General features: G+C 65.5%; 20 protein-coding genes and 6 pseudogenes. 14 read left to right on the plus strand and 12 right to left on the minus strand.

Going from position 1 to position 22503, the window contains the following annotated elements:
- Positions 1-58: 58 nt before the first annotated feature.
- A pseudogene (locus G6N54_RS12015) lies at positions 59-232 on the minus strand (alpha/beta fold hydrolase); the annotation flags it as partial.
- A gap of 53 nt (positions 233-285) precedes the next feature.
- Here G6N54_RS12015 and G6N54_RS12020 point away from each other — a divergent pair.
- Positions 286-693 (plus strand): helix-turn-helix domain-containing protein, encoded by a 408-nt coding sequence (locus G6N54_RS12020; RefSeq protein ID WP_232073680.1) that lies wholly within the window; start codon positions 286-288, stop codon positions 691-693.
- Here G6N54_RS12020 and G6N54_RS12025 read toward each other — a convergent pair.
- Positions 690-1265, minus strand: a complete 576-nt coding sequence (locus tag G6N54_RS12025; RefSeq protein WP_163790352.1) for an HdeD family acid-resistance protein — start codon at positions 1263-1265, stop codon at positions 690-692. The genes G6N54_RS12020 and G6N54_RS12025 overlap by 4 nt on opposite strands.
- Positions 1266-1402: 137 nt before the next feature.
- Here G6N54_RS12025 and G6N54_RS31070 point away from each other — a divergent pair, with 137 nt between their 5' ends.
- Positions 1403-1534: a hypothetical protein gene (locus tag G6N54_RS31070; RefSeq protein WP_264078171.1), complete on the plus strand. Its 132-nt coding sequence runs from the start codon at positions 1403-1405 to the stop codon at positions 1532-1534.
- Between the two features lie 15 nt (positions 1535-1549).
- Here G6N54_RS31070 and G6N54_RS12030 read toward each other — a convergent pair.
- Positions 1550-2822: pseudogene (locus tag G6N54_RS12030) on the minus strand (PucR family transcriptional regulator).
- Positions 2823-2967: 145 nt separating this feature from the next.
- On the opposite strand from G6N54_RS12030, the gene G6N54_RS12035 reads away from it, so the two are divergent.
- Complete coding sequence (locus G6N54_RS12035; protein ID WP_163790353.1) at positions 2968-4776, plus strand: DUF3556 domain-containing protein; 1809 nt, start codon at positions 2968-2970, stop codon at positions 4774-4776.
- A complete protein-coding gene (locus tag G6N54_RS12040) occupies positions 4773-6188 on the plus strand; it encodes a phytoene desaturase family protein (protein ID WP_163790354.1) in 1416 nt (471 codons plus the stop codon). Before G6N54_RS12035 ends, G6N54_RS12040 begins: the two co-directional genes overlap by 4 nt.
- Positions 6189-6297: 109 nt before the next feature.
- Here G6N54_RS12040 and G6N54_RS12045 read toward each other — a convergent pair whose 3' ends face one another.
- Positions 6298-7047 (minus strand): SDR family NAD(P)-dependent oxidoreductase, encoded by a 750-nt coding sequence (locus tag G6N54_RS12045; RefSeq protein WP_163794689.1) that lies wholly within the window; start codon positions 7045-7047, stop codon positions 6298-6300.
- 69 nt (positions 7048-7116) lie between these two features.
- On the opposite strand from G6N54_RS12045, the pseudogene G6N54_RS12050 reads away from it, so the two are divergent.
- The 3 genes and pseudogenes from G6N54_RS12050 to G6N54_RS12060 all read left to right on the plus strand — a co-directional run.
- Positions 7117-7197: pseudogene (locus G6N54_RS12050) on the plus strand (oxidoreductase); the annotation flags it as partial.
- A 2-nt stretch (positions 7198-7199) separates the two neighbouring features.
- Positions 7200-7820 carry a TetR/AcrR family transcriptional regulator gene (locus G6N54_RS12055; RefSeq protein ID WP_163794690.1) on the plus strand — a complete coding sequence of 207 codons (621 nt, stop codon included), beginning with the start codon at positions 7200-7202 and terminating at the stop codon, positions 7818-7820.
- Positions 7821-7888: 68 nt separating this feature from the next.
- On the plus strand, positions 7889-8125 hold the full coding sequence (locus G6N54_RS12060; protein WP_163790355.1) for a hypothetical protein: 237 nt from the start codon (positions 7889-7891) through the stop codon (positions 8123-8125).
- Here the strand turns inward: G6N54_RS12060 and G6N54_RS12065 are convergent.
- On the minus strand, positions 8122-8988 hold the full coding sequence (locus tag G6N54_RS12065; RefSeq protein ID WP_163790356.1) for a 3-hydroxyacyl-CoA dehydrogenase family protein: 867 nt from the start codon (positions 8986-8988) through the stop codon (positions 8122-8124). The two genes, G6N54_RS12060 and G6N54_RS12065, sit on opposite strands and share 4 nt — an antisense overlap.
- A 222-nt stretch (positions 8989-9210) precedes the next feature.
- Here G6N54_RS12065 and G6N54_RS12070 point away from each other — a divergent pair.
- A pseudogene (locus G6N54_RS12070) lies at positions 9211-10573 on the plus strand (HNH endonuclease signature motif containing protein).
- 35 nt (positions 10574-10608) lie between these two features.
- Here G6N54_RS12070 and G6N54_RS12075 read toward each other — a convergent pair.
- Positions 10609-11373: an SOS response-associated peptidase gene (locus G6N54_RS12075; protein ID WP_163790357.1), complete on the minus strand. Its 765-nt coding sequence runs from the start codon at positions 11371-11373 to the stop codon at positions 10609-10611.
- Between the two features lie 54 nt (positions 11374-11427).
- Between G6N54_RS12075 and aroA the strand changes: the two genes are divergently transcribed.
- A complete protein-coding gene (gene aroA, locus G6N54_RS12080; RefSeq protein WP_163790358.1) occupies positions 11428-12720 on the plus strand; it encodes a 3-phosphoshikimate 1-carboxyvinyltransferase in 1293 nt (430 codons plus the stop codon).
- Positions 12717-13697 carry a ribosome small subunit-dependent GTPase A gene (gene rsgA / locus G6N54_RS12085; RefSeq protein ID WP_163790359.1) on the plus strand — a complete coding sequence of 327 codons (981 nt, stop codon included), beginning with the start codon at positions 12717-12719 and terminating at the stop codon, positions 13695-13697. Before aroA ends, rsgA begins: the two co-directional genes overlap by 4 nt.
- Here rsgA and G6N54_RS12090 read toward each other — a convergent pair.
- Positions 13684-14157 carry a winged helix-turn-helix transcriptional regulator gene (locus G6N54_RS12090; protein WP_163790360.1) on the minus strand — a complete coding sequence of 158 codons (474 nt, stop codon included), beginning with the start codon at positions 14155-14157 and terminating at the stop codon, positions 13684-13686. The two genes, rsgA and G6N54_RS12090, sit on opposite strands and share 14 nt — an antisense overlap.
- 88 nt (positions 14158-14245) lie before the next feature.
- Between G6N54_RS12090 and G6N54_RS12095 the strand changes: the two are divergent.
- Positions 14246-15434: pseudogene (locus G6N54_RS12095) on the plus strand (thiolase family protein).
- 173 nt (positions 15435-15607) lie between these two features.
- Positions 15608-16357, plus strand: a complete 750-nt coding sequence (locus G6N54_RS12100; RefSeq protein ID WP_163790361.1) for a YoaK family protein — start codon at positions 15608-15610, stop codon at positions 16355-16357.
- Positions 16358-16458: 101 nt separating this feature from the next.
- On the opposite strand, the pseudogene G6N54_RS12105 reads toward G6N54_RS12100, so the two are convergent.
- Positions 16459-16950 (minus strand): annotated as a pseudogene (locus G6N54_RS12105) (DUF2231 domain-containing protein).
- 209 nt (positions 16951-17159) lie between these two features.
- On the opposite strand from G6N54_RS12105, the gene G6N54_RS12110 reads away from it, so the two are divergent.
- On the plus strand, positions 17160-17894 hold the full coding sequence (locus G6N54_RS12110) for a VIT1/CCC1 transporter family protein (protein ID WP_163790362.1): 735 nt from the start codon (positions 17160-17162) through the stop codon (positions 17892-17894).
- A 51-nt stretch (positions 17895-17945) separates the two neighbouring features.
- On the opposite strand, the gene G6N54_RS12115 is transcribed toward G6N54_RS12110, so the two are convergent.
- Positions 17946-18482, minus strand: a complete 537-nt coding sequence (locus G6N54_RS12115; RefSeq protein ID WP_163790363.1) for a hypothetical protein — start codon at positions 18480-18482, stop codon at positions 17946-17948.
- A 200-nt stretch (positions 18483-18682) separates the two neighbouring features.
- Here G6N54_RS12115 and G6N54_RS12120 point away from each other — a divergent pair, with 200 nt between their 5' ends.
- A complete protein-coding gene (locus tag G6N54_RS12120) occupies positions 18683-19282 on the plus strand; it encodes a DUF5134 domain-containing protein (protein ID WP_163790364.1) in 600 nt (199 codons plus the stop codon).
- A 4-nt stretch (positions 19283-19286) separates the two neighbouring features.
- Here G6N54_RS12120 and G6N54_RS12125 read toward each other — a convergent pair whose 3' ends face one another.
- The 3 genes from G6N54_RS12125 to G6N54_RS12135 form a co-directional block, all read right to left on the minus strand.
- A complete protein-coding gene (locus G6N54_RS12125; RefSeq protein WP_163790365.1) occupies positions 19287-20582 on the minus strand; it encodes a fatty acid desaturase family protein in 1296 nt (431 codons plus the stop codon).
- A gap of 85 nt (positions 20583-20667) precedes the next feature.
- Positions 20668-21819 carry a ferredoxin reductase gene (locus G6N54_RS12130; RefSeq protein WP_163790366.1) on the minus strand — a complete coding sequence of 384 codons (1152 nt, stop codon included), beginning with the start codon at positions 21817-21819 and terminating at the stop codon, positions 20668-20670.
- Positions 21820-21976: 157 nt separating this feature from the next.
- A complete protein-coding gene (locus G6N54_RS12135) occupies positions 21977-22501 on the minus strand; it encodes a DUF6912 family protein (protein ID WP_163790367.1) in 525 nt (174 codons plus the stop codon).
- Positions 22502-22503: the final 2 nt, after the last annotated feature.

A 22503-nucleotide genomic window follows, 5' to 3' on the forward strand; every position in this document is an offset into this window, starting at 1 on the left:
ATAGCTCTGAGAAATCTACATCCAGCAAATGAAAGTGTCGGCGATTTGCTCGAAGTTCTTAGCCGTTGTCGTTTTCACTGTTCAGAAATTTCCCGATCACGGGCGCGAGCTCCGGCGCATTGTACACCAGGTCGATGTGTCCGCCGGAATGCAAATGCAGCCGCGAATGCGGTAGCAGTGCGTGCAGGATACGGGCGTTGATCACCGGGACGATCGGATCGTCTGTTCCCGATCCTGGATGCCACGGCGCGGGTGTTCCTCGCCCAGGAGACCTTCACTCAGGCGATGACCAACGCCTCCCGTCAGCAGTTGACGGCGCAGATCTTAGAGCGCGAGGAAGAGCGATCGGCGTTGGTGGAGGCGCTGCTGCCGCGGCGAATCACCGATGGTCAAAGTCTTTGGGAAGCAGCCGATTTGCTGCTTCTTCCCACTTCGGGGCCCTATGCCGTCGTAGCCGCGGAATTGCCGGCCATCGGCAAGCTGGGGCTTCCGGCTATCGAGAACAAGCTGTCCGCCCGCGACATCCGTTCCGCGTGGCGACTGCCGCCCGACTCACAGGTCGGCATCGTCCATTTGAGCGAGCCCGCACCGGAGGCCCTGGGTTCCGCGAACGACACCGCCGCGCAGATCTATTGCCACCCCAACACGGTGCGGCATCGGCTGGCTCTCGAGGTCGAAGTGCGACTGCCCTAGGCGGCCTTGGTCCGGCTACGGACCTGGAACGCACTGATCACGTCGACGATGCCGATCGCGATCAGCCAGCAGCCCGCGACCAGCGTCAGCACGGCGATCGAGTGCAGCGGCGAGACGATCAGCACGGCGCCGCCGACCACGATCACCAACCCCGACAGCGCCTGCCAGCCGCGGCCCGGCATGTGATCCAAAGACAGCGCCGCGGCCAGCAACGTCATCCCCCGGAACAGCCAGCTGATGCCAATCCAGATGGCCAAAAGTGTGACCGCCTCGAATTCTTCGCGGAAGCAGAAGAATCCCAGAATCAGCGACACGATGCCGGTGATGAACGTCAACACTCTCATCGCGGCGCCGGCATGTGAACCGAAAGCGGCGAACACGTAGCCAACCCCGGAAACCACCAGGTAGATGCCGAACAGAACACCTGCCACGAATAGGGTCTGCCCTGGCCAAGCCAGGACTATGACACCCAGCGCAACCGCCAGGATGCCGGTGAGGAGAAGCACTTGCCAGGCACTGCGGGCAAGCTGCTGGAGGGGGCCTTCGAAAACGGTCTCGTCGCCAATAGCCATCTCAATATCATTGGCGACAATTGGTGAAAAGAAAATGTCCGTGGCAACACAATTGCGCATCGCGCACGGGTATAGCGAACAATGACGAACCGAAACCGCTGAGGTACGGTGCGCACCCGCGACCCTGTGCAACCAGTTTGTCGCCCGAAGACAACGTTCTGCTGGCCCCCGTAGTGCTGCCCGCGATCATCACCGCCGTCGACGCGCTCACCCCGCGGGCGCAGATCAACACCCTGGAGCGCGCAGCTCCTGTGCAGCCGAGCACCTGATCCGGCCCGGCTCACTCATCTCGGCTGCAAGACCGCGGCGCCGTACCAATGGCAGATCAGCAATGCGAGCTCGAGGTCGAGCCGATCCTCGCCGATCTCGCGACCGCGCCGGGCAACCGCGCGGCCGACGCGATACTTCACCGTGTTGAAATGCAGGTTTAGCTCCTCGGCCGCCGTCTTGTAACTGCAGCCACAGCTCAGAAACACGCGCAACGTCTCCCGCAGGCGCGCGTCGTTCTCCTCGTCACCCGCTAGCCCGCCAAGCACATTGAGCACCCATCCGCGGGTTTCGGCGACGTCGCCGCTCAGCAACGCCGCAATGGATAGCCCGGGATCGCTCGCCGCGATCACCGTCGGCTCCCGCTTTCCCACCAGCGCGACGCGGCGGGCACTTTCGGCTTCGCGGTGCGATTGGCGAAAGCCCTCGACACCGCTGGACAACGTCCCGATCGCCAGATTCGGGGCCTCGGGACGCGTCAGCGCGAACTGACGCACCTTCTCCGCGGCATCCCCAAACGCGGCGCGATAGGGCAGCCAACCCCATCCACACGTCTGATCTGCAGCGACAAACAGCGGGGCGGCGGCCGCGTCGACGGCATCGGCCAGATCCCGGAGAAAACGCTGCAGCCGGGCGAGTTCGTCGCCTTCATTGCCCAGATCCGGATACCACCGGAGCGAGATGATGCCACCGCAGCGGGTAGCGGATGGCCGTGGTCACCTCGTCGACGTCGACGGTCTTCGACGCCGCCAGCACCTCGCGTACCCGCAGGGCGCGCAGGCTGTTCTGATTTTCCAGCCAGCGTTCGCGCTCGTCTTCGTAGACGACGACCACCTGCTGCGAGATCCAGTCGATGTATTCGAAAATCGTGCCGGAGATCTTCTCGATGACCGAGTACCTGGCCTGCTCCGAGGTGTCGATCAGGCGTACCTCGTTGAAGACCAGCTCATTCGTCAGCCGCTGGCCGAGGCGATAGGCGCGAACCAGGGCGTTGACGGGCACCCCGTGTTGGGCCAACCGCCGGGCGTATTCGAATGCCGCGGTCGGCGCCTCGATTCTTTCGACGGCGATGCCGTACCGCAACGCGCGCAGGACGGTGTCCACGTTCCCCTCGACGCTGGGCCGGAGCAGTTCGGTGACCCGTCCGTCGCCGCGCAGCTCGGGGATCTCCTCCTCCAGGAAACGGTGCATGTCCGACGTCAGCTCGGCCAACCGACCATGCAGCCGCTCGGCGGTCTGCGCGACGTGACGGCCGATCTCGACATCGGTGTCGGCCTGCGCTTTTGTCACACCCTGACGGTAGACCCCGGGGTTGTCTCGGGGCGACAACTCGAGCACAAATCTTCGTCGCATGACCACTGTCTTGGCACGGGCGCGATTCCTAATCTTGTCGCCACCACACCGGCGAATCGAAATGGGAAAGGAGCTGCGAAAAATGGGATTTACCAAGCCGCATTTGCCCGACGTCGAGCCAGACGATTTTCTGCAGAAGCCGTTGATGGAGCGGATGCGGATCCTCGCGACCGAATGGGCCGAGAACGGCTTCGGCGCACCGCGGATGGTCCACACCATTTACATCGTCAAGCTGGTCTTCTTCTTCGCGTTCGGCGGCATCGCCATCGCTACGACGACGTCCGGCCTGCCCGCCTTCTGGCATGTCACCGAATGGTGGAATCAGCCGGTCGTCTATCAGAAGGTCATTCTGTGGACGGTGCTGCTGGAAGCCATTGGCGTGGCCGGCTCGTGGGGGCCACTGGCCGGCAAGGTCAAGCCGATGACCGGCGGCATCCTGTTTTGGGCTAGACCCGGAACCATCCGGCTACGGCCCTGGAAGTGGGTGCCGTTGACCGACGGCGACCGCCGCACCTGGTCGGACATCGTGATCTACCTGGGGCTCTTGGTGAGCCTGGCCGTGCCGTTGCTGTCGCCTGGCGCGCACCCCGAAACGCTATCGAAAGCGTTGCCGGACAACACGTCTGGTTTGGTGAACCCGATCCTGCTCGTCGCCCCGATCGCGCTGCTGGTGTTGATCGGCCTGCGAGACAAGACCATCTTCCTGGCCGCGCGCGGCGAGCAGTACCTGCCGGTCCTGCTGGCCTTCGCCGTGCTGCCGTACTGGAACTTCACCAACATGGTTGTCGCTTTGAAGATGGTGATCGTGGTGGTGTGGGTCGGCGGCGGCTTTTCGAAGTTCGGGAAGCACTTTTCCAATGTCATTCCGCCGATGGTCAGCAACACGATTTTCGCGCCCAAATGGGTGCGGCTCGCTCACTACCGCCAATTTCCGGCCAACCTGCGCCCGTCACGGCTTGCGGACTTCATGGCACACGTCAACGGCACGACAGTCGAGATCGTGGCCCAGCTGGTCCTGTTCTTTTCGACCAGCAAGTGGCTGACGCTGGCCGCGGCGCTGTTGATGGTGGGCTTCCACCTGTTCATCATCTCGACGTTCCCGCTCGCGGTGCCGCTGGAATGGAACGTGGTTTTCGCGTACACCACGATCTTCCTGTTTCTCGGTTTCCCGAACTGGAATGGCTACGCGCCCTGGAACATGACGCCGCCGTGGTTGGCCCTCGTCATCGCCGCCGGCCTGCTGTTCTTCCCGATCCTGGGGACCCTGCGACCCGACAAGGTTTCGTTCCTGCCGTCGATGCGCCAGTACGCGGGGAACTGGGCCTCGGCGGTGTGGGCGTTCGCGCCGGGCGCTGAGGCCAAACTCGACCGCGTCCCCCGGTCGACGCGAAACCAGGTCGACCAGTTCGTCGACTTCGGCTATGAGCCACAGTGGGCAGAGATCACCTCGCAGCGGACGATCGCGTGGCGCAGCATGCATAGCCAGGGCCGAGGTCTGTTCTCGCTGCTGCTGAACCACCTGCCGGACGTCGACACGCGCACGGTCCGAGAGGGCGAGTTCATCTGCAACTCGTTGATCGGGTTCAACTTCGGCGACGGTCACCTGCACAATGAAGACTTGATCCGCGCCGTGCAGAGCCAAGCCGCCTTCGAGCCGGGCGAGTGTGTCATCGCCTGGGTGGAGTCGGAGGCCGTCGGCAGCGGAGTGCAACATTACAAGTTGATCGACGCCGCGCTCGGGGTGATCGAACGCGGGACCTGGAAGGTGGCCGACGCCGTGCAAGAACAGCCCTGGCTCCCCAACGGCCCCATCCCGACCGAGGTGACATGGTCGCTTCGAGACGGCGCGACCGGGCCGCTGGGCGGCAGCAAGCAGGGAGTGCTGACATGAGTACCGGGCTGGTCGTCGGCAGTGGGCCCAACGGGCTGGCCGCCGCGATCTGCCTGGCCGCCAAGGGCGTGCAGGTCACCGTGCTCGAAGCGGCCGACGAGGTCGGCGGCGGTACCCGCAGCACCGAGGCCATCATTCCCGGCCTGCTGCACGACCACTGTTCGGCGATTCACCCGATGGCGGTGGGCTCGCAGTTCCTGAGCGGCTTCAACCTGCAGAGGTATGGCTTGTCGTGGCGCTGGCCGGAAATCGATTGCGTCCATCCGCTCGATGGCGGCAGCGCCGGCGTGCTGCACCGCTCGGTGGAGCAGACCGCAGCCGGACTGGGTCGCGATGGGGCGCGCTGGCGCCTGGCGTTCGGTTACTCCGCCGGCCATTTCGATGCGCTCAGCGACGACATCATGGGTCCGCTGCTGCGGATCCCCCACCATCCGCTGATGCTGGCCCGGTTCGGTGCTCCCACGGTGCTTCCGGCGTCGACGTTCGCGCGGGTGTTCCGCACCGACGAAGGCCGGGCTTTGTTCGGTGGTGTTGCGGCCCACGCCTTCCGGCCGCTGCACTACCCGATGACCTCGGCCATCGGCATGGGCATCATCGCGGCCGGGCACCGGCACGGCTGGGCGGTGGCCGAGGGCGGATCGCAGTCGATCGCCGACGCGATGGTCGCGCTGCTGAGCGATCTGGGCGGCAAGATCGAAACCGGTGTCCGGGTGCAGAATATGTCGCAGCTGCCACCGGCCGACGTCACGATGTTCGACCTGGCACCCAGCGCGGTCGCCGGCATCCTCGGAGCCCGTCTGCCCCGCCGAATCTCGGCCGCCTTCACCAGGTTCCGGCGCGGGCCCGGCGCGTTCAAGGTCGACTTCGCCGTCGAGGGCGGGGTGCCCTGGACGAACCCGGACGCGCATCGGGCCGGCACGGTGCATCTGGCCGGCACCTTCGCGGAGCTTGCCGCGACCGAGCGGGATGTCCATGCCGGTCGCATGCCCGAGCGGCCCTTCGTGCTGATCGGTCAGCAGTACCTGGCCGATCCGCAACGCTCGGTGGGTAATACGCATCCGGTGTGGAGCTACGCGCACGTCCCCAACGGCTACACCGGCGACGCGACGGAAGCGATCATCGCCCAGATCGAGCGGTTCGCGCCAGGCTTCCGGGACCGCATCGTCGGCCACGTCGTGCGCAGCACGACGCAGATGGCCACCTTCAACGCCAACTACGCCGGCGGCGACATCATGACCGGCTCGAAGGACATCCGCCAACTTACCTTCGGACCACGGATTACGCTGTCGCCCTACACTATTAGCGTGCCGGGCATGTACGTCTGCTCGGCCGCCACCCCGCCCGGACCCGGCGCGCACGGGATGTGCGGCGCCAATGCCGCCAAACTCGCGCTGGCCGAGCTAAGTCGTTAGGTCCGCCAGCGTAACGCTAGGGCGAAAACCCGGGGCCTTATCCCGCCGTGGCGTTGCGCGCGAGCTTGAGGACGTCACTAGTCGCGTCGTTGTCGTATTCGCTCGTGTGCTAGACCGTCAGGTATCCGCCGTCGACGGCGATGGTGCTGCCGGTGATGTACGACGCGGCATCGGTACACAGGAACAGCGTCGCCCCGGCGCAGTCCTGGGGTGTGCCGGGTCTGCCCAACGGTGTGTGGAAGCCGATCTCGACGTCCAGGATCTCCGGAATTCCCATGGCCGGCTGTGTCATTCGGGTGTCGATCAGGCCCGGCGCGATGGCGTTGACGCGGATTCCGTCGGTCGCCCACCGGCGTGAGAGGTTCATCGTCAGCGCGACGAGGCCCATCTTCGATGAGGCATATCCCGGGACGAACACCGCCGAGCGGAACGCGGACCTCGAGACGATGCTGACGACACTGGCGCCGCCGGGCGCCTTGCTCGCCTTCAGGAGGTCGTGGCAGCGCATGGTTAATCGCATGGGGCCCAACATGTTCTGCGCCACCGACGCGACGTAGCCGTCGGGATCGTATTCGTCGCCGGCGGGATACGGACCACCGGCGTTGTTGATCAAGACGTCGAGTTCATCGAGTGAGTCCGCCAGCGCGTCGACGGCGTCGGGATCCTGGATCTTGCACTGGCGGTAGGTGAATGGTCTCAGATCCGCCTCGGGATAATCCGCGGTCGACGCGCGGGTACCGGTCACCGTAACGGCCGCGCCCGCCTTGGCGAACTCGGCGGCGATCGCGTTGCCGATGCCGCTGGTGCCACCGGTCACCAGCACGTGGGCGCCGGTGAAGTCGAACCTGATGGAGTTCATGATACCGGCCATGACTTGCGATCCTCTACATTTCTAGAGGTAAAGTCAATATCCATGGGACTGCGCGGCCTCGCCTTCCTGCTGTCCGAGGAAGGCGAATGGATCAACGGCCAGGTCGTCAACATCGACGGCGGTACCGTCCTTCGATGACCATGGCCGGCAAGCGATCCCGGAAACGCAACGGCGACGAACGCCGACGCGCACTGTGTGACGCCGCGATCCAGGTGCTGGCCGAGCAGGGCTCCCGCGGCCTGACGCATGGGCAGGTCGATCGCTGCGCTGGAGTGCCGGGGGGCACCACGTCGTACTACTACCGGACCCGAGCGGCGCTGTTGCGTGGCGTCGGCTGGCGGGTCGCGGAAATCGACGTCGCCAACTTGCAATCGGTGATCGACGAACCGCTCGACCCGCTCGCGCCGTTCGCGCATCTGGCGCAGCTGACCATGATGCAGGCGCAAGGGCACGGTCTGATGCTGAACCGGGCGCGGCATGAATTGCTGCTGGGGGCGCTGCGCGATCCCGGGCTCGCCGAGACGTCACGGACCTTCGTCGCCCGGATCAACGCGATGGCCCACGAGGCGATCGCCCACCTACAGCCGGCCACCGACGACCCCGAACTGCTCGACGCGCAGACGACGGCCGTCACCACCTTCATCGCGGGCGTGTTCACCCGGCTGGCCGGCGGAGACCGCACCATCAGCAACGTCGAGCAACTCACCCGGCTGCTGGCAGCCGTCGCCACCGCGGTCTCGCTGCAGCGGGCAAAAACATAGCGGCGAAAAGCCCTATGCAGTCGCCTGACAAGCCCTAGCCTTGTCGCTGACGTACCACGGAGGATTGGATGAACATGAAGCGACTCTTTGCCGCAGGTGTGCTGGCTTTCGCGGGAATGATGACGGCCGGACTGGGCGTCAGCAACGCCGACACGATTCAGACCGAGGGCAGTTATCCGACGCGGGAGGCCTGTCAGGACGCCGGCCCGGGCGTGAAGGCCACGACACCCGGCGGCTGGAACAACTTCTGGTGTGTTCCGGACCGGACGACTCAGGGCAACTGGCGGCTGGTTCTCAGCAACTAGTACGTGTAGAAGCCCTCGCCGGTTTTGATACCGAGCTTGCCGGCGTCGATTTGGGACTGCAGCAGGTCCCGCACGTTCTTCGGCAGGTGTGGACTCTCTGCGGCGTAGTGGTTTTCGATGTCGAGCACGACGTCGAGGCCGACCAGGTCCATCATCTGAAACGGTCCGACCGGCACGCCCAAGGCGAGCTTGAACAATCGGTCGATGTCCTCGGGGCGTCCCACGCCCTCGGCAACCACGGCGAGCGACTCGCGCTTGATGGCCGCCCAGATCCGATTGAAGATGAAACCCGTGCTTTCCTTGCGTACTTCGAAGGGATGCAGGCCGAATTCGGGCAGCACGGCCAGCAGGGTGTCCAGCACGCTGCGTGCGGTCTCGCCGTCGGACATCAACTCGACTGCGTTGATATCCGGCGGCATGTAGAAGTGCGTGCTGCAGAAACGTGTTTTGTCCCTGATCTTTTCGGCCATCATCCGCGACGGGATGGACGACGAGTTGGTCCCGAAGATGGCGCCCATCGGCGCGGCCTGGTCGATCTCGTCCCACAACGGAATCTTGATCTCGAGCTTCTCCGGGACCGATTCGACGACCAGCCATGCGTCGTCCAACGCCTCGCCGAGCGACCCGGTGGCGGTCACCGTTCCAGCCTCGCCAAATCCTCGGTCGTCCAACAACTTCGGTAGCGCCTGAGCCACGTATTGCGTCGCTTCGTCACGCTGTTCTTCGCGCCGCGCGTAGATTCGCACAATGCCGCCGCGGGTGGCGAACATCAGGGCGATGCGACGGCCCAGCGTGCCCGCTCCGATCACCGCGACGGGCCGGTTTTGGATGTCTTCGAATGTATATGTGTACGAACCAGTCACATACGCATGCTAGATCCCCATCGGCGCGAGTGGATCCGTCGATCATCGACAAAGATTCGCCGAATGTTGTCCCGCGCAGACAATAAACCTTGGGTGTTATTTTTGCGGGCCTCTGAGCGACTATCGCCGTGAGTTCACACTCGTTAAATCTCTTGTGCCACTTGTGTTTCTGTGGTCACAGGGCGGGGTTTTGTGTCGGTGGGTCGATCTAGTTTGGTCGGTATGAGTACGGGTGTGATCGTCGACGGGGAAGCCATGGTGGCGGCCTTCGATGTGCTGACCGCCGCGATCGAGACCATCAACGGGTTCGACAAACAGATGCTACGCACCCCCGAGCGACTGGCCATGCTGCGCCGCTACGAGCAGGCACAACGACAACTATCCGCCGGCCAACACCCGCTGATCAACGGGCTCGCCCAGGACGCCACCCCGGCGGAGTTGGGCGGCACACTGTCCCATGCGATCGCCGACGCCACCCTGATCAGCCGCGCCGACGCCGGCCGCCGGGTCCGCGAAGCCGCCGACCTCGGGGAGCGACGCGCCCTGACCGGTGAACCGTTGCCGCCGGTGTTGGCCGCCACCGCCACCGCGCAAAGGGCCGGAAAGCTGGGTCGCGAGCATGTCGCGGTGATTCGGCGCTTCTACCATCAGCTGCCGGGCTGGATCGACATCGAGACCCGCACCGCCGCCGAAGCCGACCTCGCCCGCCTAGCCACCCAATACCGCCCCGACCAGCTGATCGGATTCGCCGAGCACGTGATGAATTGCCTGAACCCGGACGGCAACTTCACCGACGACGACCGGGCACATCGCCGCGGGGTGACCCTGGGCAACCAGCAAGCCGACGGCATGTCCGCCCTCAGTGGTTGGCTCACCCCCCCAAGCCCGCGCCTCGCTGGAGGCCGTGCTGGCCAAATTCGCCGCCCCCGGCATATGCAACCCCGACGACCACACCCCCTGCGTCGACGGCGCACCGTCCCAGGACGCGATCGATCACGACCCCCGCTCGGCGGCGCAGCGCCATCACGACGGCCTCAACGCCGCCCTCCGTGCCGTGCTCGCTAGCGGGGAGTTGGGTCAGCACAATGGGCTGCCCGCCTCGATCATCGTCTCGACCACCCTGACCGAACTCGAAGCCGCCGCCGGCCACGGCCTCACCGGCGGCGGAACCCGGCTCCCCATCTCCGATGTGATCCGCCTGGCCCGCCACGCGCATCACTACCTCGCCATCTTCGACCAGGGCCAACCCGTCGCGCTGTATCACACCAAACGCCTGGCCTCACCCGGACAACGAATCGTGCTGTACGCCAAAGACCGCGGCTGCACCGTCGGCGGCTACTACTGCGAAATCCACCACATCACCGACTACGCAACCTGCCACACCACCAACATCGACAACCTCACCCTGGCCTGCGGCACCCACCACCGACTCCTACAACCCCACGGCTGGACCACCCGCAAACACCCCAACGGCACCACCGAATGGATCCCCCCACCCCACCTCGACAAAGGCCAACCCCGCACCAACACCTACCACCACCCCAACAAACTCCTCCACAACCCAGACGACGACGAGACGGCATAAAATGCTCGCCACGTGTCACAAAAACCGTGTGAGGGCTATAACAGCGTGATCTGCTCGGGCTGCGGTTCGGCCGGCTCGAGCAGCTGGGGCCCGTTATTGCGGATGCTGTTCACCAGCCGCGACACCTCGCGCAGCTCGATGCCACGCACATCCGGCACATGCGTCAGCAGCTCGGTGTCCAGCGGGGCATCGGGATCCAACCAGGCGTCCCAGTCACGCTCGGCCAGAATCAACGGCATCCGGTCGTGGACCCCGGCCAGCTCCCCCACGGCGTCGGTGGTGATGATCGTGCAGCTCAGCAGCAGGTCCGCCTCCTTGTCGGGTTTCCAGACCGACCACAGGCCCGCCATGAACAGCGGCTCGCCGTCCTCGCGATGCATGAAGAACGGCGTCTTCGCGCTCTTCTTGCCCGCGGCGTCGTCCGGATTTGGCCGCCATTCGTACCAGCCGTCCATCGGCACCAGGCAACGCTTGCTCTTGGCCGAACCGCGGAAGGCCGGCGAGGTCGCCACCTTGTCGGAGCGGGCGTTGATGAGCAGCGGACCCTTGGAATCCGGGCTGCCGTCGGGACCGGCCTTGACCCACGGCGGAACCAGCCCCCAGCGCATCAGCCGCACCCGGCGAGTCGGCTCGTCGTCCGGCTCACTGTGGCGGCACACCACCGTCGCGACCGTGGTCGTCGGGGCGACGTTGTAGTTGGGCTCGCTCGCGCGCTCCGAGCTACCGGTAGCTTCGTCGATCGCCTTGATCTTCTCGGCCAGCAGGGCCGGATCCGTCGTGACCGCAAACCGTCCACACATGACATCCATGGTGCCCGGTACCCACGACACCCGCCGACACGGCAGGATGAAGCCGTGAGCACCGACCCCTGGACGGCCCCCATCGCGCCGACGCCGGTGCACGCGACCGTGACCGTGCCGGGCTCGAAATCGCAGACCAACCGGGCGCTGGTGCTCGCGGGACTGTCCAGCGCGCAGGGCCAGAGCGCGTCGACGATCGGCGGCGCGCTGCGCAGCCGCGATACCGACCTGATGATCGGTGCGTTGGCCGCGCTGGGCCTGCGGGTGGACGGCGACGGCACCGAACTGACGGTCAGCGGCCGGCTCGACCCCGGCCCCGGCGCGCGCGTGGACTGCGGCCTGGCCGGCACGGTGTTGCGCTTCGTTCCACCGCTGGCGGCGCTGGCCAACGCAGCGGTGGAATTCGACGGCGACGACCAGGCCCGGGGCCGGCCGATCGCTCCGTTACTGGACGCGCTGCGCGACCTGGGTGTCCCGATCGAGGGCACCGGTCTGCCGTTCCGGGTGCTGGGCAGCGGATCGGTCGCCGGCGGCACCGTGGCCATCGACGCGTCGGGGTCGTCGCAGTTCGTCTCCGGCCTGTTGCTGTGCGGGGCGTCGTTCAGCAACGGCCTGACCGTCGTGCACACCGGGACGTCGCTGCCGTCGCAGCCGCATATCGCGATGACGACAGTGATGTTGCGCCAAGGCGGAGTCGACATCGACGATTCGGTGCCCAACCGCTGGCAGGTGCATCCCGGCACGGTCGCGGCCCGGCACTGGGACGTCGAACCCGACCTCACCAACGCGGTTCCGTTCCTGTCGGCGGCCGTCGTCACCGGCGGTACGGTACGCATCACCGGATGGCCGTCGACCAGCGTGCAACCCGCCGGCGACATTCTGGATGTCTTGGGCGAGCTGAATGCCGTTGTCACCCAGACTGATTCATATCTCGAAGTGCAGGGCTCGGAGGACGGCTACGGAGGATTTGATGTCGACCTGCGCGCGGTCGGCGAACTGACGCCGTCGGTCGCCGCGCTGGCGGCACTGGCCACCCCGGGGTCGGTGTCGCGGCTTTCCGGCATCGCCCATCTGCGCGGCCACGAGACCGACCGGCTGGCCGCGCTTAGCGCCGAGATCAACCGGCTGGGGGGTGACTGCCAGGAGACCGCCGACGGCCTGGTGATCACCTCGACACCACTGCACTCCGGCATCTGGCGCGCGTATGCCGACCACCGGATGGCGATGGCCGGCGCGATCGTCGGGCTGCGGGTAACCGGAGTTGAGATCGACGACATCGGCGCCACCACAAAGACATTGCCGGAATTCGCTCAGCTGTGGGCACGCATGCTGGAGTCCAACGTTTGAGGCCGGGTGACTACGACGAATCCGACGTCAAGGTCCGATCCGGCCGGGGTTCACGGCCCCGGACCAAAACCCGTCCCGAGCACGCTGACGCCGAGGCCGCGATGGTGGTCAGTGTCGACCGCGGCCGGTGGGGATGTGTGCTCGGGGGTCGGCCCGACAGCCGGGTCACCGCGATGCGGGCCCGCGAGCTGGGCCGCACCCCGATCGTGGTCGGCGACGACGTCGACGTGGTGGGTGACCTGTCCGGGCGGCCGGACACGCTGGCCCGCATCGTGCGTCGCGGGCCTCGGCGAACGGTGTTGCGGCGCACCGCCGATGACACCGATCCCACCGAGCGGGTGGTCGTCGCCAACGCCGACCAACTGCTGATCGTGGTGGCGCTTGCGGACCCGCCGCCGCGCACGGGTCTGGTCGACCGGGCGTTGATCGCCGCGTACGCCGGCGGGTTGACGCCAATTCTGTGCCTGACCAAGACCGACCTGGCCCCGCCCGAGCCGTTCGCAAAGCAGTTCGCCGACCTCGATTTAACGGTGGTCACCGCGGGCCGCGACGATCCGCTGCTGGCCGTGGTGGACCTGCTCGCCGGCAAGATCACCGTGCTGCTCGGGCATTCCGGCGTCGGCAAGTCAACATTGGTGAATCGTATTGTGCCAGAAGCGGATCGAACTGTAGGCGAGGTTACCGAGATCGGCAGGGGCCGGCACACCTCGACGCAGTCGGTGGCATTCCCGCTGGGCGCCAACGGCTGGGTGATCGACACACCCGGCATCCGCTCGTTCGGGCTGGCTCACATCCGGCCCGACGACGTGTTGTTGGCCTTCTCGGATCTAGCCGAGACCGTGCAGGATTGCCCACGCGGCTGCGGCCACATGGGGCCACCGGCGGACCCGGAATGCGCGCTGGACATGCTCTCCGGTCCCGCCCTTCGCCGTGTCGAAGCGGCCCGCCGATTGCTCGGAGCTCTCAGGGAGACTTAGCCAGCCGCATGCCGAGCTCGTCGGGCGGCACCAAATGGCCCTCGGTGCACCGTATTTCGACGCTCGCCTCCGCGCCGCATCCCAGGTGGGTCAGCCGTAGCTGGTGGCGGCCCGGCAGATGGTGCCGTCCCCACTCGAACATGGCCCAGACCACCGGCATGAAGTCGGTACCGGCCTCGGTCAGCACGTATTCCTCGCGGCTGCGCTGACCTGGCTCCTGATAGGGCTGGCGCGCCAGTAGCCCGAGATCAACCAGCTCGGTCAGGCGCGCGGACGTGGCCGCCTTGGTGATCCCGACCCGGCGCGCGAAGTCGTCGAATCGGGTGGTGCCGTAGTACGCCTCGCGCATGATCAGCATCGCCGACTTGGTGCCGACCACCGCCATCGTCTTCTCGATCGCGCACTGACCAACCGCCGACCATTTCTCCCGATCCGCCAGGGCGCCCTGCAGAAATGTCATGTAGATCACCTCCCGTCTGGGTTGATTTTAGTATACCTAGACGCTTTGCTGGGTATATCGAGCCATACCCAGGGCTCAAGGAGGAGTCATGACCTCATTTCAGGGCCGCGACGCGGTGATTGTCGGCGCCGTCCGCACCCCGATCGGCAAGGGCAAGGCCAGTGGCGCACTACACGACGTGCTCCCGGTCGACCTGCTGGCGCACAGCCTGCGCGAGCTGGTGGCCCGCACCGGTGTGGACCCGGCGCAGGTTGACGACGTCATCGCCGGTGCCGTCCACACAAGTCGGCGACCAGGCGGTCAATATCGCGCGCAACGCGTTGCTGGGCGCGGGCTTCCCCGAATCGGTTCCTGGCGTCACGATCGACCGCCAATGCGGCAGCAGCCAGCAGGCGATCAGCTTCGCGGCGCAGGGAGTCATCGCCGGCGCCTACGACATGGTGATCGCCGCGGGCGTGGAGTCGATGAGCCGCGTCCCGATGGGCACCCAGGTATTGCCGGGCAGCGACCCGTTCGGCGCGGGCATGGGCACGCGCTACCCCGAAGGTCTTGTTCCGCAGGGTATTAGCGCTGAATTGATCGCCGCCAAGTGGGGCTTCTCGCGTACTCAGCTCGACGAGTTCTCGGCCGGTAGCCACGACAAGGCCGCCCGCGCCACCAAAGATGGGCTGTTCGAAAACGAGCTGATCCCGATCGCCGGGCTGCACACCGACGAGATCATCCGCCCGGCCACCACGGTCGAGACCCTGGCCGCACTTAAGCCGGCGTTCTACAGCGAAAAGATGGAACAGCGCTTCCCGCAGATCAATTGGGACATCACCCCGGGTAACTCGTCGCCGCTCTCGGACGGCAGCGCCGCGGTGCTGATCACCACCAGTGAGGTCGCCAACAAGCTGGGCCTGCGCCCGCTGGCGCGGATTCACACCACCACCGTGGTGGGCGACGACCCGCTGTACATGCTGACCGGCGTTATCCCGGCGACCGAGAAGGTGCTGCAGCGATCCGGCCTGACGCTGGCCGACATCGACTTGTTCGAGGTCAACGAGGCCTTCGCACCCGTGGTGCTGGCCTGGGCTCACGACACCGGTGCCGATCTCGCCAAGACCAACGTCAACGGCGGTGCCATCGCGATCGGACACCCGTTGGGCGCCAGCGGAGCTCGCATCATGACCACGATGGTCAACGCGCTCGAACAGCGCGGTGGCCGTTACAGTCTGCAGACGATGTGTGAGGGCGGCGGCATGGCCAACGCCACCATCATCGAACGGCTGGGCTAGAACGCTTCAGTAGACGCCGAGTACCCGGGTACACGCCTGGGGCCCGGCCGAGCTGGGCGAGGACTCCTTGCGCCAATAGTGGTTGGCCCATATACCCCTTGGGGGTATATGGGTCACGGCGTACACAGAGCTCACCCGTGGCTCTACGCGGAAGGCCGAGAGGAGTCACCGATATGTCCGTGACGTTCGACAGCGAGACAAAATTGTCATGGGTGTTGGCGGCACTGGCGGGCCTGATCGGCGCGGCCGCGTTTACCCACTCCGCTGGATACTTCGTGACCTTCATGACGGGTAACTCCGAACGTGCGGCATTGGGACTTTTTCGCCAACAACCTTGGCTCGCAATTACAGCAGCGTTGCTGATAGCGACTTTCGTAGGAGGCGTGGTAGTCGCATCGCTGTGTAAGCGCCATCTGTGGGTAACGCATCCCCATGGACCAACAGTGCTCACCGCCCTGTCTTTGGCTACCGCTACCGCGGTCTGCGTCACCACTCATGGGTGGTCGCAATCAAACGATCTCTCCTTCGCACCAACCCTTTTCGTTGCATTCGGAGTCGGCGCCCTCAATACGTCATTTACGAAGGACGGCGAGGTATCGACGCCACTGAGCTATGTGACGGGGACCCTTGTGAAGATGGGCCAGGGCATTGAACGTCACATCAGCGGCGGCTCGGCGGCCCAATGGTTGGGATACTTTCTGCTGTACCTGAGCTTTGTACTGGGCGCAGCCATCGGCGGCGGCATTAGCCTGGCCGTGAGCGGCGCCCAGATGTTGGCGATCGTAAGCACCCTGTGTTTTCTCACCGCCGGATACACGTATTTCCATGGCGACCGCCGTGCACTGATAGCGGAATCGAACGCGCGCACGCGACGAACAGGCCGTCTCACGCCGCAGATCGGTGTTCGAGACCTGCGCCCCTGACCCAACCCTGGCTCGGGCTCGGATACCGGCGGCATGGCCAAGGCCACCATCATCAAGTGGCTGGGCTAGTCAGTTTCGGCCACCCCTGGGACGTGACGCGGCTACTTGGAGTTGGCTTGTTTGAGATGCGTTATCTCGTTGCCCCACACGGATTGTGCTCCGGTATCCCCGACGCGGTAGATCTGGATCATCGTCGCGACAGCAACGACGACCGCAACAATTGCGACGGGCACGCTGAGAGGCCGACGACTCGAGCCGGATCGGCGTTCGGCCAAACCGAGTATCAAAAGCGCGACCGCGACGATCAACAGCGCAACAGCGAAATAGATCATGGTGTCGCCTAACTCGGCGTGTTTGCGCAGAATCGGACTGGGATCGCGCCGCAAGTCGTAAAGCTATCCGCCGGCATTTGTCGTGATCGGCGTCAGCACCACGGTCGCGACCGCGAGGACGCCGGTGAGCCAGCCCAGGTGCCCTCGCCGGCCCGCGGACCACAAGGCACACACGATCTCTAAAAGTGCTGTCAGCGGTACCAGGACGACGAGGAAATGGACGAGCAGCGCATGGGCAGGCAAGCCGTGAATGACCGTCATGAGGTTCCTTCGCGCGAATATAAATACCTCGGGCGCCAGCGTCATGGCTTGTCCGGCGGGCTGCAACGAGCGCCACTGTGAGGTGGGGCGACCGCGATCATACCGTCGCTCAACCCGACAAAGGCAAAGCTAATTAGGTCTAGTGCACAAAGTTTGATGAGGCTGCGCTTGCTGGCGCGACCGGGTGAAGATGCGCTTTGCTAGGCGACATGGGCAAAAACGAGCCGCCTCAGGAGGCACCAACCCACGCCGCCGAACCGCATGCCGGCGACACCTCTGGCCGGCTCAATAGCCTGCGCGCAGCGGTATTAGGCGCCAACGACGGCATCGTATCGGTGGCCGGCCTGGTGGTCGGGGTGGCCGGGGCGACCACCGAGCGCGGTCCGATCTTCACCGCGGGCCTGGCGGCCCTAGTCAGCGGGGCCGTCTCGATGGCACTGGGCGAGTTTGTTTCCGTCTCGAGCCAACGGGACAGCGAAAAGGCTCAGCTCGCCACCGAACGAAATGAGTTGCAGCACATACCCGAGGCCGAACTGGCCGAATTGACGGCCATCTACCAGGGCCGAGGTTTGTCGGCTGAAACCGCAGCGCAAGTCGCCAAAGAGCTGACCGCGCACGATGCGCTCACCGCCCACGCACACGCCGAACTCAACATCAATCCCCACGACTTGGCCAACCCGTGGCAAGCCGCCGCAGCCTCTGCGACCTCGTTCCTGATCGGAGCGCTGCTGCCATTAGTGGCTATCTTATTGCCGTCCAGCGCATTTCGGGTTCCGTTCACTTTTGTCGCCGTGCTCGCGGCCCTGGCGCTCACCGGTGCACTCAGCGCACGGACTGGCGGCGGTGGTGTTTGGCGTGCGGTGCTTCGTGTCGTGCTCGGCGGCGCGGCCGGACTCGGATTGACCTACGGCATCGGGCATCTTTTCGGCACCGCGGTCCAGTAGTACGCCGCCTCGAAGGCGCCTACGAACCCGCCTCCGTCGTGCTCGGTGAAGTCAGAGCCACCCGGTGCGCGCGGCGGCAACCGGCTCCGCGGGTGCCGGGGCCAATTCCCCCTCTCGCACGCCGTCCAGCATCCTCTTCACCGCGGCAACGATCTCCGGAGCCGCCGCGGCCAGTCCGGCTTTATCCGCCTCGGGGACCTCATCGGCATCGACGCCCGCCCGAGTCAGCACGGTGACCGGATCGGCCAACTGACCGGCCAGCCAAGACACCGGATCTGCCGACAGCTCGGGAACAAAGTTCCGGCGTCCGGGCTCCCAGCCCTCGAATCGAGGATGATGATGGGCCCGGTCCAGCGTCCCCGGCGGGCTCTCGGTCGACCCAAAGAGATCGACGCGCCACACCGGGCGGTTGAAGGCGATCGGGATGCCGGCGTAGATCGACCCGTGCGGCTCGGCCCGATCGACGACGCGCAGTTCCAGCCTGACTCCCCGCTCCGGGGTTTCCTGACCTTCATTCGGGGTCGGGTCGACGAAGAACATGTCCCCGACGACCACACCCAGGGTTTCGAACCCAAACGCTGCGAGCATATTTCCGAGAATAGCGCTAAGCGCCAACCGCGCCGGGATTGCGCAGTACAGGGCGCTGGGCGGCCTCGGCGCCGTCACCTAAACCGAGATCGGCCGATCATCTCGACACACGGCCGCGCGGCGCGCCGTCGGCCGCGCTGCTTGATCTTGGTACCCTACGGGGGTACCGTTCGGCGCATGCCAGGCGAGGAAGCCACCTCTTGATCGGCGACTTGACGTTGCGGTGGATTGTCACCGCCCTCTTCGGTATCAGCATTGCAACGTACGTCTACCTCCTTGTCGCGCAACGCGATCGGGCGACGAGCACAATCGACCACTTGTTACACCTGACGATGGCGGCGGCAATGGTCCTGATGGCGTGGCAAGTCGGCATGGATCTGTCGACAGCCGGGCCGATGGTCTTCTTCAGCTTGGCCGGCGCCTGGTATGTGCGCGCGGCGGGTCGCGCGTCGTCCGCCATCGGCCAGCGACTCACCAACTGCTACTACGCCGTGATGACGGCGGCGATGGTGTGGATGTACGCGGTGATGAGCGGTAACCTGCCGGGCCAGGCCAGCCACCCGACATCGCTGGCCATGACCATGCCCGGCATGGAGATGCCCGGGCACCAGATGTTCAGGGCGCCAACGGGACCCGGATGGATCACCACGGTGAACTGGATCGCGGCCCTCGGGTTCGCGGTCGTGGCGCTGTATTGGTCATGCCGGTACGCAGCCCGGCGGCAGTCCACGCGGTTGGAACCGCTGTATCAAGCGTGCACTGCCGCCGGCACCGCGGCGATGTTCTTCGCCATGCTGTAAGCGCTCAGGCCGCCAGGTCGTCGGCGTCCTTGAGCAGCTGCCCCATTTTCTTCATGGCGCGCTTGTTGCGGCGCCAGCCCCGGACGGTGGCAATGGCGGTCTTGAGTCCGCGCCGCCGGCCGGTCTCCGGATCCGTGCCCGCGAAATCGGCGTCGAGTTCGGCGAACATCCGCTCGCTACGGGTTTCCGGCGCGTCGTCGGCGTTGTCCAGCAAGTACTTGTTGGGCAACGACAGCTTGGCCATCGTGCGCCACGTCTTGCCGTACTGCACCAGGAATGACCCTGTGGTGTAAGGCAAGTCGTACTTGTCGCAGATCTCACGCACCCGCACCGAGATCTCGTGCAGCCGGTTGCTCGGCAGGTCAGGGTAGAGGTGGTGCTCGATCTGGTGGCACAGGTTGCCGCTCATGAACCGCAGCAGCCATCCACCTTCGAAGTTGGCACTACCCAGCATCTGGCGCAGGTACCACTGGCCCTTCGTTTCGCCGATCATGTCGGTCTTGGTGAATTTCTCTGCACCATCGGGGAAGTGGCCGCAGAAGATCACCGCGTTGGCCCACACGTTGCGGATCACGTTCGCGACGGCATTGGCCTTCAATGTGGACTTGTAGGTCGCGCCGGGCGACAGCGAGGTCAGAGCCGGGAATGCGACGTAGTCCTTCAGCACCTGACGGCCGGCCTTGGCGAAAAACTCGTCCGTGCGCTGGCGTGCTTCGTCGTGGTCCATCCGCTTCTTGACGATCTTGCCGATCTCGACGTGCTGCAAGCCGACGCCCCACTCAAAACCGATGGCCAGCAAGGTGTTCCAGACCAGGTTGAACAGGTTGTACTTCCGCCAGCGCTGGTCGCGGGTGACACGCAGCATGCCATAGCCCACGTCGTCGTCCATCCCGAGGATGTTCGTGTACTTGTGGTGCACGAAGTTATGCGTGTAACGCCAGTGCTTGGACGACCCGCTCATGTCCCACTCCCACGAGGAGGAGTGAATCTCCGGGTCGTTCATCCAGTCCCACTGGCCGTGCATGACGTTGTGGCCGATCTCCATGTTCTCGATGATCTTGGCCACGCCCAGGGTCACGGTTCCAGCCCACCATGCCGAGCGCCGCGAACTCGCGGCCAGCATCAGTCGGGCGGATACCTCCAGCGCGCGCTGAGCGGCGATGGTGCGACGGATGTAGCGGGCGTCCCGCTCGCCGCGTGAGTCTTCTACGTCTTGGCGGATAGCATCCAGCTCAACGGCCAGGGCTTCGATATCAGCGTCGGTCAAATGCGCGAATACGTCGACGTCTGTGATCGCCATTGGTCTCACCTCCCGGCGTTCGTTTCTGTGGTCAGTACCTACGCTATTGTAACCTACGAAGCCGTAGGTTACCTATGAGTAGCCTTTAAATGTCGAGCACACAATTGCCCGATGCGGCCGAAACGCACGTTTGCACCCGGCTCCCGGGCTCGTGTTCCTGCCCGGTGCGCAGGTCACGGACGTGACCCTCCACCAGGGGTACCACGCAGGACTGGCAGATACCCATTCGGCAGCCGAAGGGCATCTGGATTCCGGCACCCTCCCCCGCGTCCATCAGCGAGGTCGCGGCGTCGGCGGACACCGTACGCCCGCTTCGGCCGAAGGTCACGGTTCCACCTTCTCCGGCGGGTGCGGCCTTGGCCACCGCGAACCGCTCCAGGTGCAGCCGGTCGGCGATGCCCGCGGCCCCCCAGACCTTCTCGGCCTGGGCCAGCATGCCCTCCGGCCCGCAGGCCCAGGTTTGACGTTCGCGCCAGTCGGGCACCTCGTCGTCGAGCCGGGCCAGGTCCAGCCGGCCTTGGGCCCGGGTCTCGCGAACCTGCAGCCGGTACCCGGGGTGCACCGCCGCGAGCGCGATCAATTCGGCACCGAACATCACGTCGGATTGGGTGGGCGCCGAATGCACGTGCTGGATGTCAACAATTTGCTTCCGGCGCACCAGTGTTCGCAGCATTGACATCACCGGCGTGATCCCAGATCCAGCGGTGAGGAACAGGATCGACGACGGAGCCGGGTCGGGTAGGACGAAGTTGCCCTGGGGCGCGGCCAGCCGCACGATCGTCCCGGGCTCGACCCCGGCCACCAGATGGGTGGACAAGAAACCTTCCGGCATCGCCTTGACGCTGATGGTCACGGTGCGCTCCGGGCCGGACCCGGACCGCGCGACGGGACTCGACGTCAGCGAGTAAGACCGCCAGCGCCAGCGGCCGTCCAACCGCAGTCCGATCCCGATGTACTGGCCCGGCTCGAAGTCGAAGCCGAAACCCCAGCCCGGTTTGATGACCAGGGTTGCGGAATCCTCGGTCTCGCGGCGAACCTGCACGATGCGGCCGCGCAATTCGCGCGCCGACCACAGCGGGTTGGCCAGGTGCAGATAGTCGTCGGGCAGCAGCGGCGTCGTGATACGCGCGGCGAGCTGGCGCAGCGCATGCCAACCGGGGTGCCGCTCCGCCCCCGCGACCGTGGGACGCTTGGTTTCGACCACATTCGCGGTGATCGATTGGTATTTCCTACCCATAGGAAGCTCCTGCTCAGGCTGCGGGCGTTTAGCTTCCGCTCGATTTTCGCTGGGGCGTCTCGTACCCCGTCACAAAGGCTACGGTACCGTAAGTTACGGTATGTTTTCCAGGCCCACGTGCCCGGATTGCGTCACATTCGCCGGCGCGTTGTAGCGCTCACAACAGGTCGAGCAGGAACGGCAGCTCCTGGTTCGCGTACCAGGCCAAATCGTGGTCTTGGGCGTCGCCGACGATCAGGTCGGCATCCTCATCACCCAGGTCAGCGGCATCGATGGCTTCGATCGCCTTCGCGACGGCCTCCTCCGCGCCGGCGTTGTCGACGTAGGCCGCGACCACCCGGTCCATCGGGACGGGCCCGGCGAGCCTGACCACCGCATCGTCGAGATCGGGGCGGAACGTGACGTCATCGAGCTCGGCGGCCAGCACCGCGCGCCGCGGTCGCACCGACCGATCATCTCCCCCGGCTTCCTCGCCCGCCAGCAGCCGCAGTGAAGCCAGCGCCGCCTCGCGCAGCGCCACGTCGGCGAGCTCGTCGTCGTCGCCCTCCGCATAGGCCTCGCGCAGGGTCGGCGTCACCGCGAAAGCGGTGCCGTTGACCGGGCTCAGTGAGCCGTCGGCGACAAGCCGCTGCAGCATCGCCAGAGTGGCCGGAATGTAAACCTGGACCGTGCTAGCACCCATCG

The sequence above is a fragment of the Mycobacterium stomatepiae genome, assembly GCF_010731715.1.
In the GTDB taxonomy this organism is placed as follows: domain Bacteria; phylum Actinomycetota; class Actinomycetes; order Mycobacteriales; family Mycobacteriaceae; genus Mycobacterium; species Mycobacterium stomatepiae.

Coding starts and splice junctions, on each gene's coding strand:
- G6N54_RS12060 (WP_163790355.1), top strand. CDS start 7,889: ATGAACATGAAGCGACTCTTTGCCGCAGGTGTGCTGGCTTTCGCGGGA.
- G6N54_RS12075 (WP_163790357.1), bottom strand. CDS start 11,373: ATGTGTGGACGGTTTGCGGTCACGACGGATCCGGCCCTGCTGGCCGAG.
- G6N54_RS12055 (WP_163794690.1), top strand. CDS start 7,200: ATGGCCGGCAAGCGATCCCGGAAACGCAACGGCGACGAACGCCGACGC.
- G6N54_RS12045 (WP_163794689.1), bottom strand. CDS start 7,047: ATGAACTCCATCAGGTTCGACTTCACCGGCGCCCACGTGCTGGTGACC.
- G6N54_RS12125 (WP_163790365.1), bottom strand. CDS start 20,582: ATGGCGATCACAGACGTCGACGTATTCGCGCATTTGACCGACGCTGAT.
- G6N54_RS12135 (WP_163790367.1), bottom strand. CDS start 22,501: ATGGGTGCTAGCACGGTCCAGGTTTACATTCCGGCCACTCTGGCGATG.
- G6N54_RS12025 (WP_163790352.1), bottom strand. CDS start 1,265: ATGGCTATTGGCGACGAGACCGTTTTCGAAGGCCCCCTCCAGCAGCTT.
- G6N54_RS12040 (WP_163790354.1), top strand. CDS start 4,773: ATGAGTACCGGGCTGGTCGTCGGCAGTGGGCCCAACGGGCTGGCCGCC.
- G6N54_RS12020 (WP_232073680.1), top strand. CDS start 286: ATGACCAACGCCTCCCGTCAGCAGTTGACGGCGCAGATCTTAGAGCGC.
- G6N54_RS12035 (WP_163790353.1), top strand. CDS start 2,968: ATGGGATTTACCAAGCCGCATTTGCCCGACGTCGAGCCAGACGATTTT.
- G6N54_RS12115 (WP_163790363.1), bottom strand. CDS start 18,482: ATGCTCGCAGCGTTTGGGTTCGAAACCCTGGGTGTGGTCGTCGGGGAC.
- G6N54_RS12110 (WP_163790362.1), top strand. CDS start 17,160: ATGGGCAAAAACGAGCCGCCTCAGGAGGCACCAACCCACGCCGCCGAA.
- G6N54_RS12090 (WP_163790360.1), bottom strand. CDS start 14,157: ATGACATTTCTGCAGGGCGCCCTGGCGGATCGGGAGAAATGGTCGGCG.
- G6N54_RS12130 (WP_163790366.1), bottom strand. CDS start 21,819: ATGGGTAGGAAATACCAATCGATCACCGCGAATGTGGTCGAAACCAAG.
- G6N54_RS12100 (WP_163790361.1), top strand. CDS start 15,608: ATGTCCGTGACGTTCGACAGCGAGACAAAATTGTCATGGGTGTTGGCG.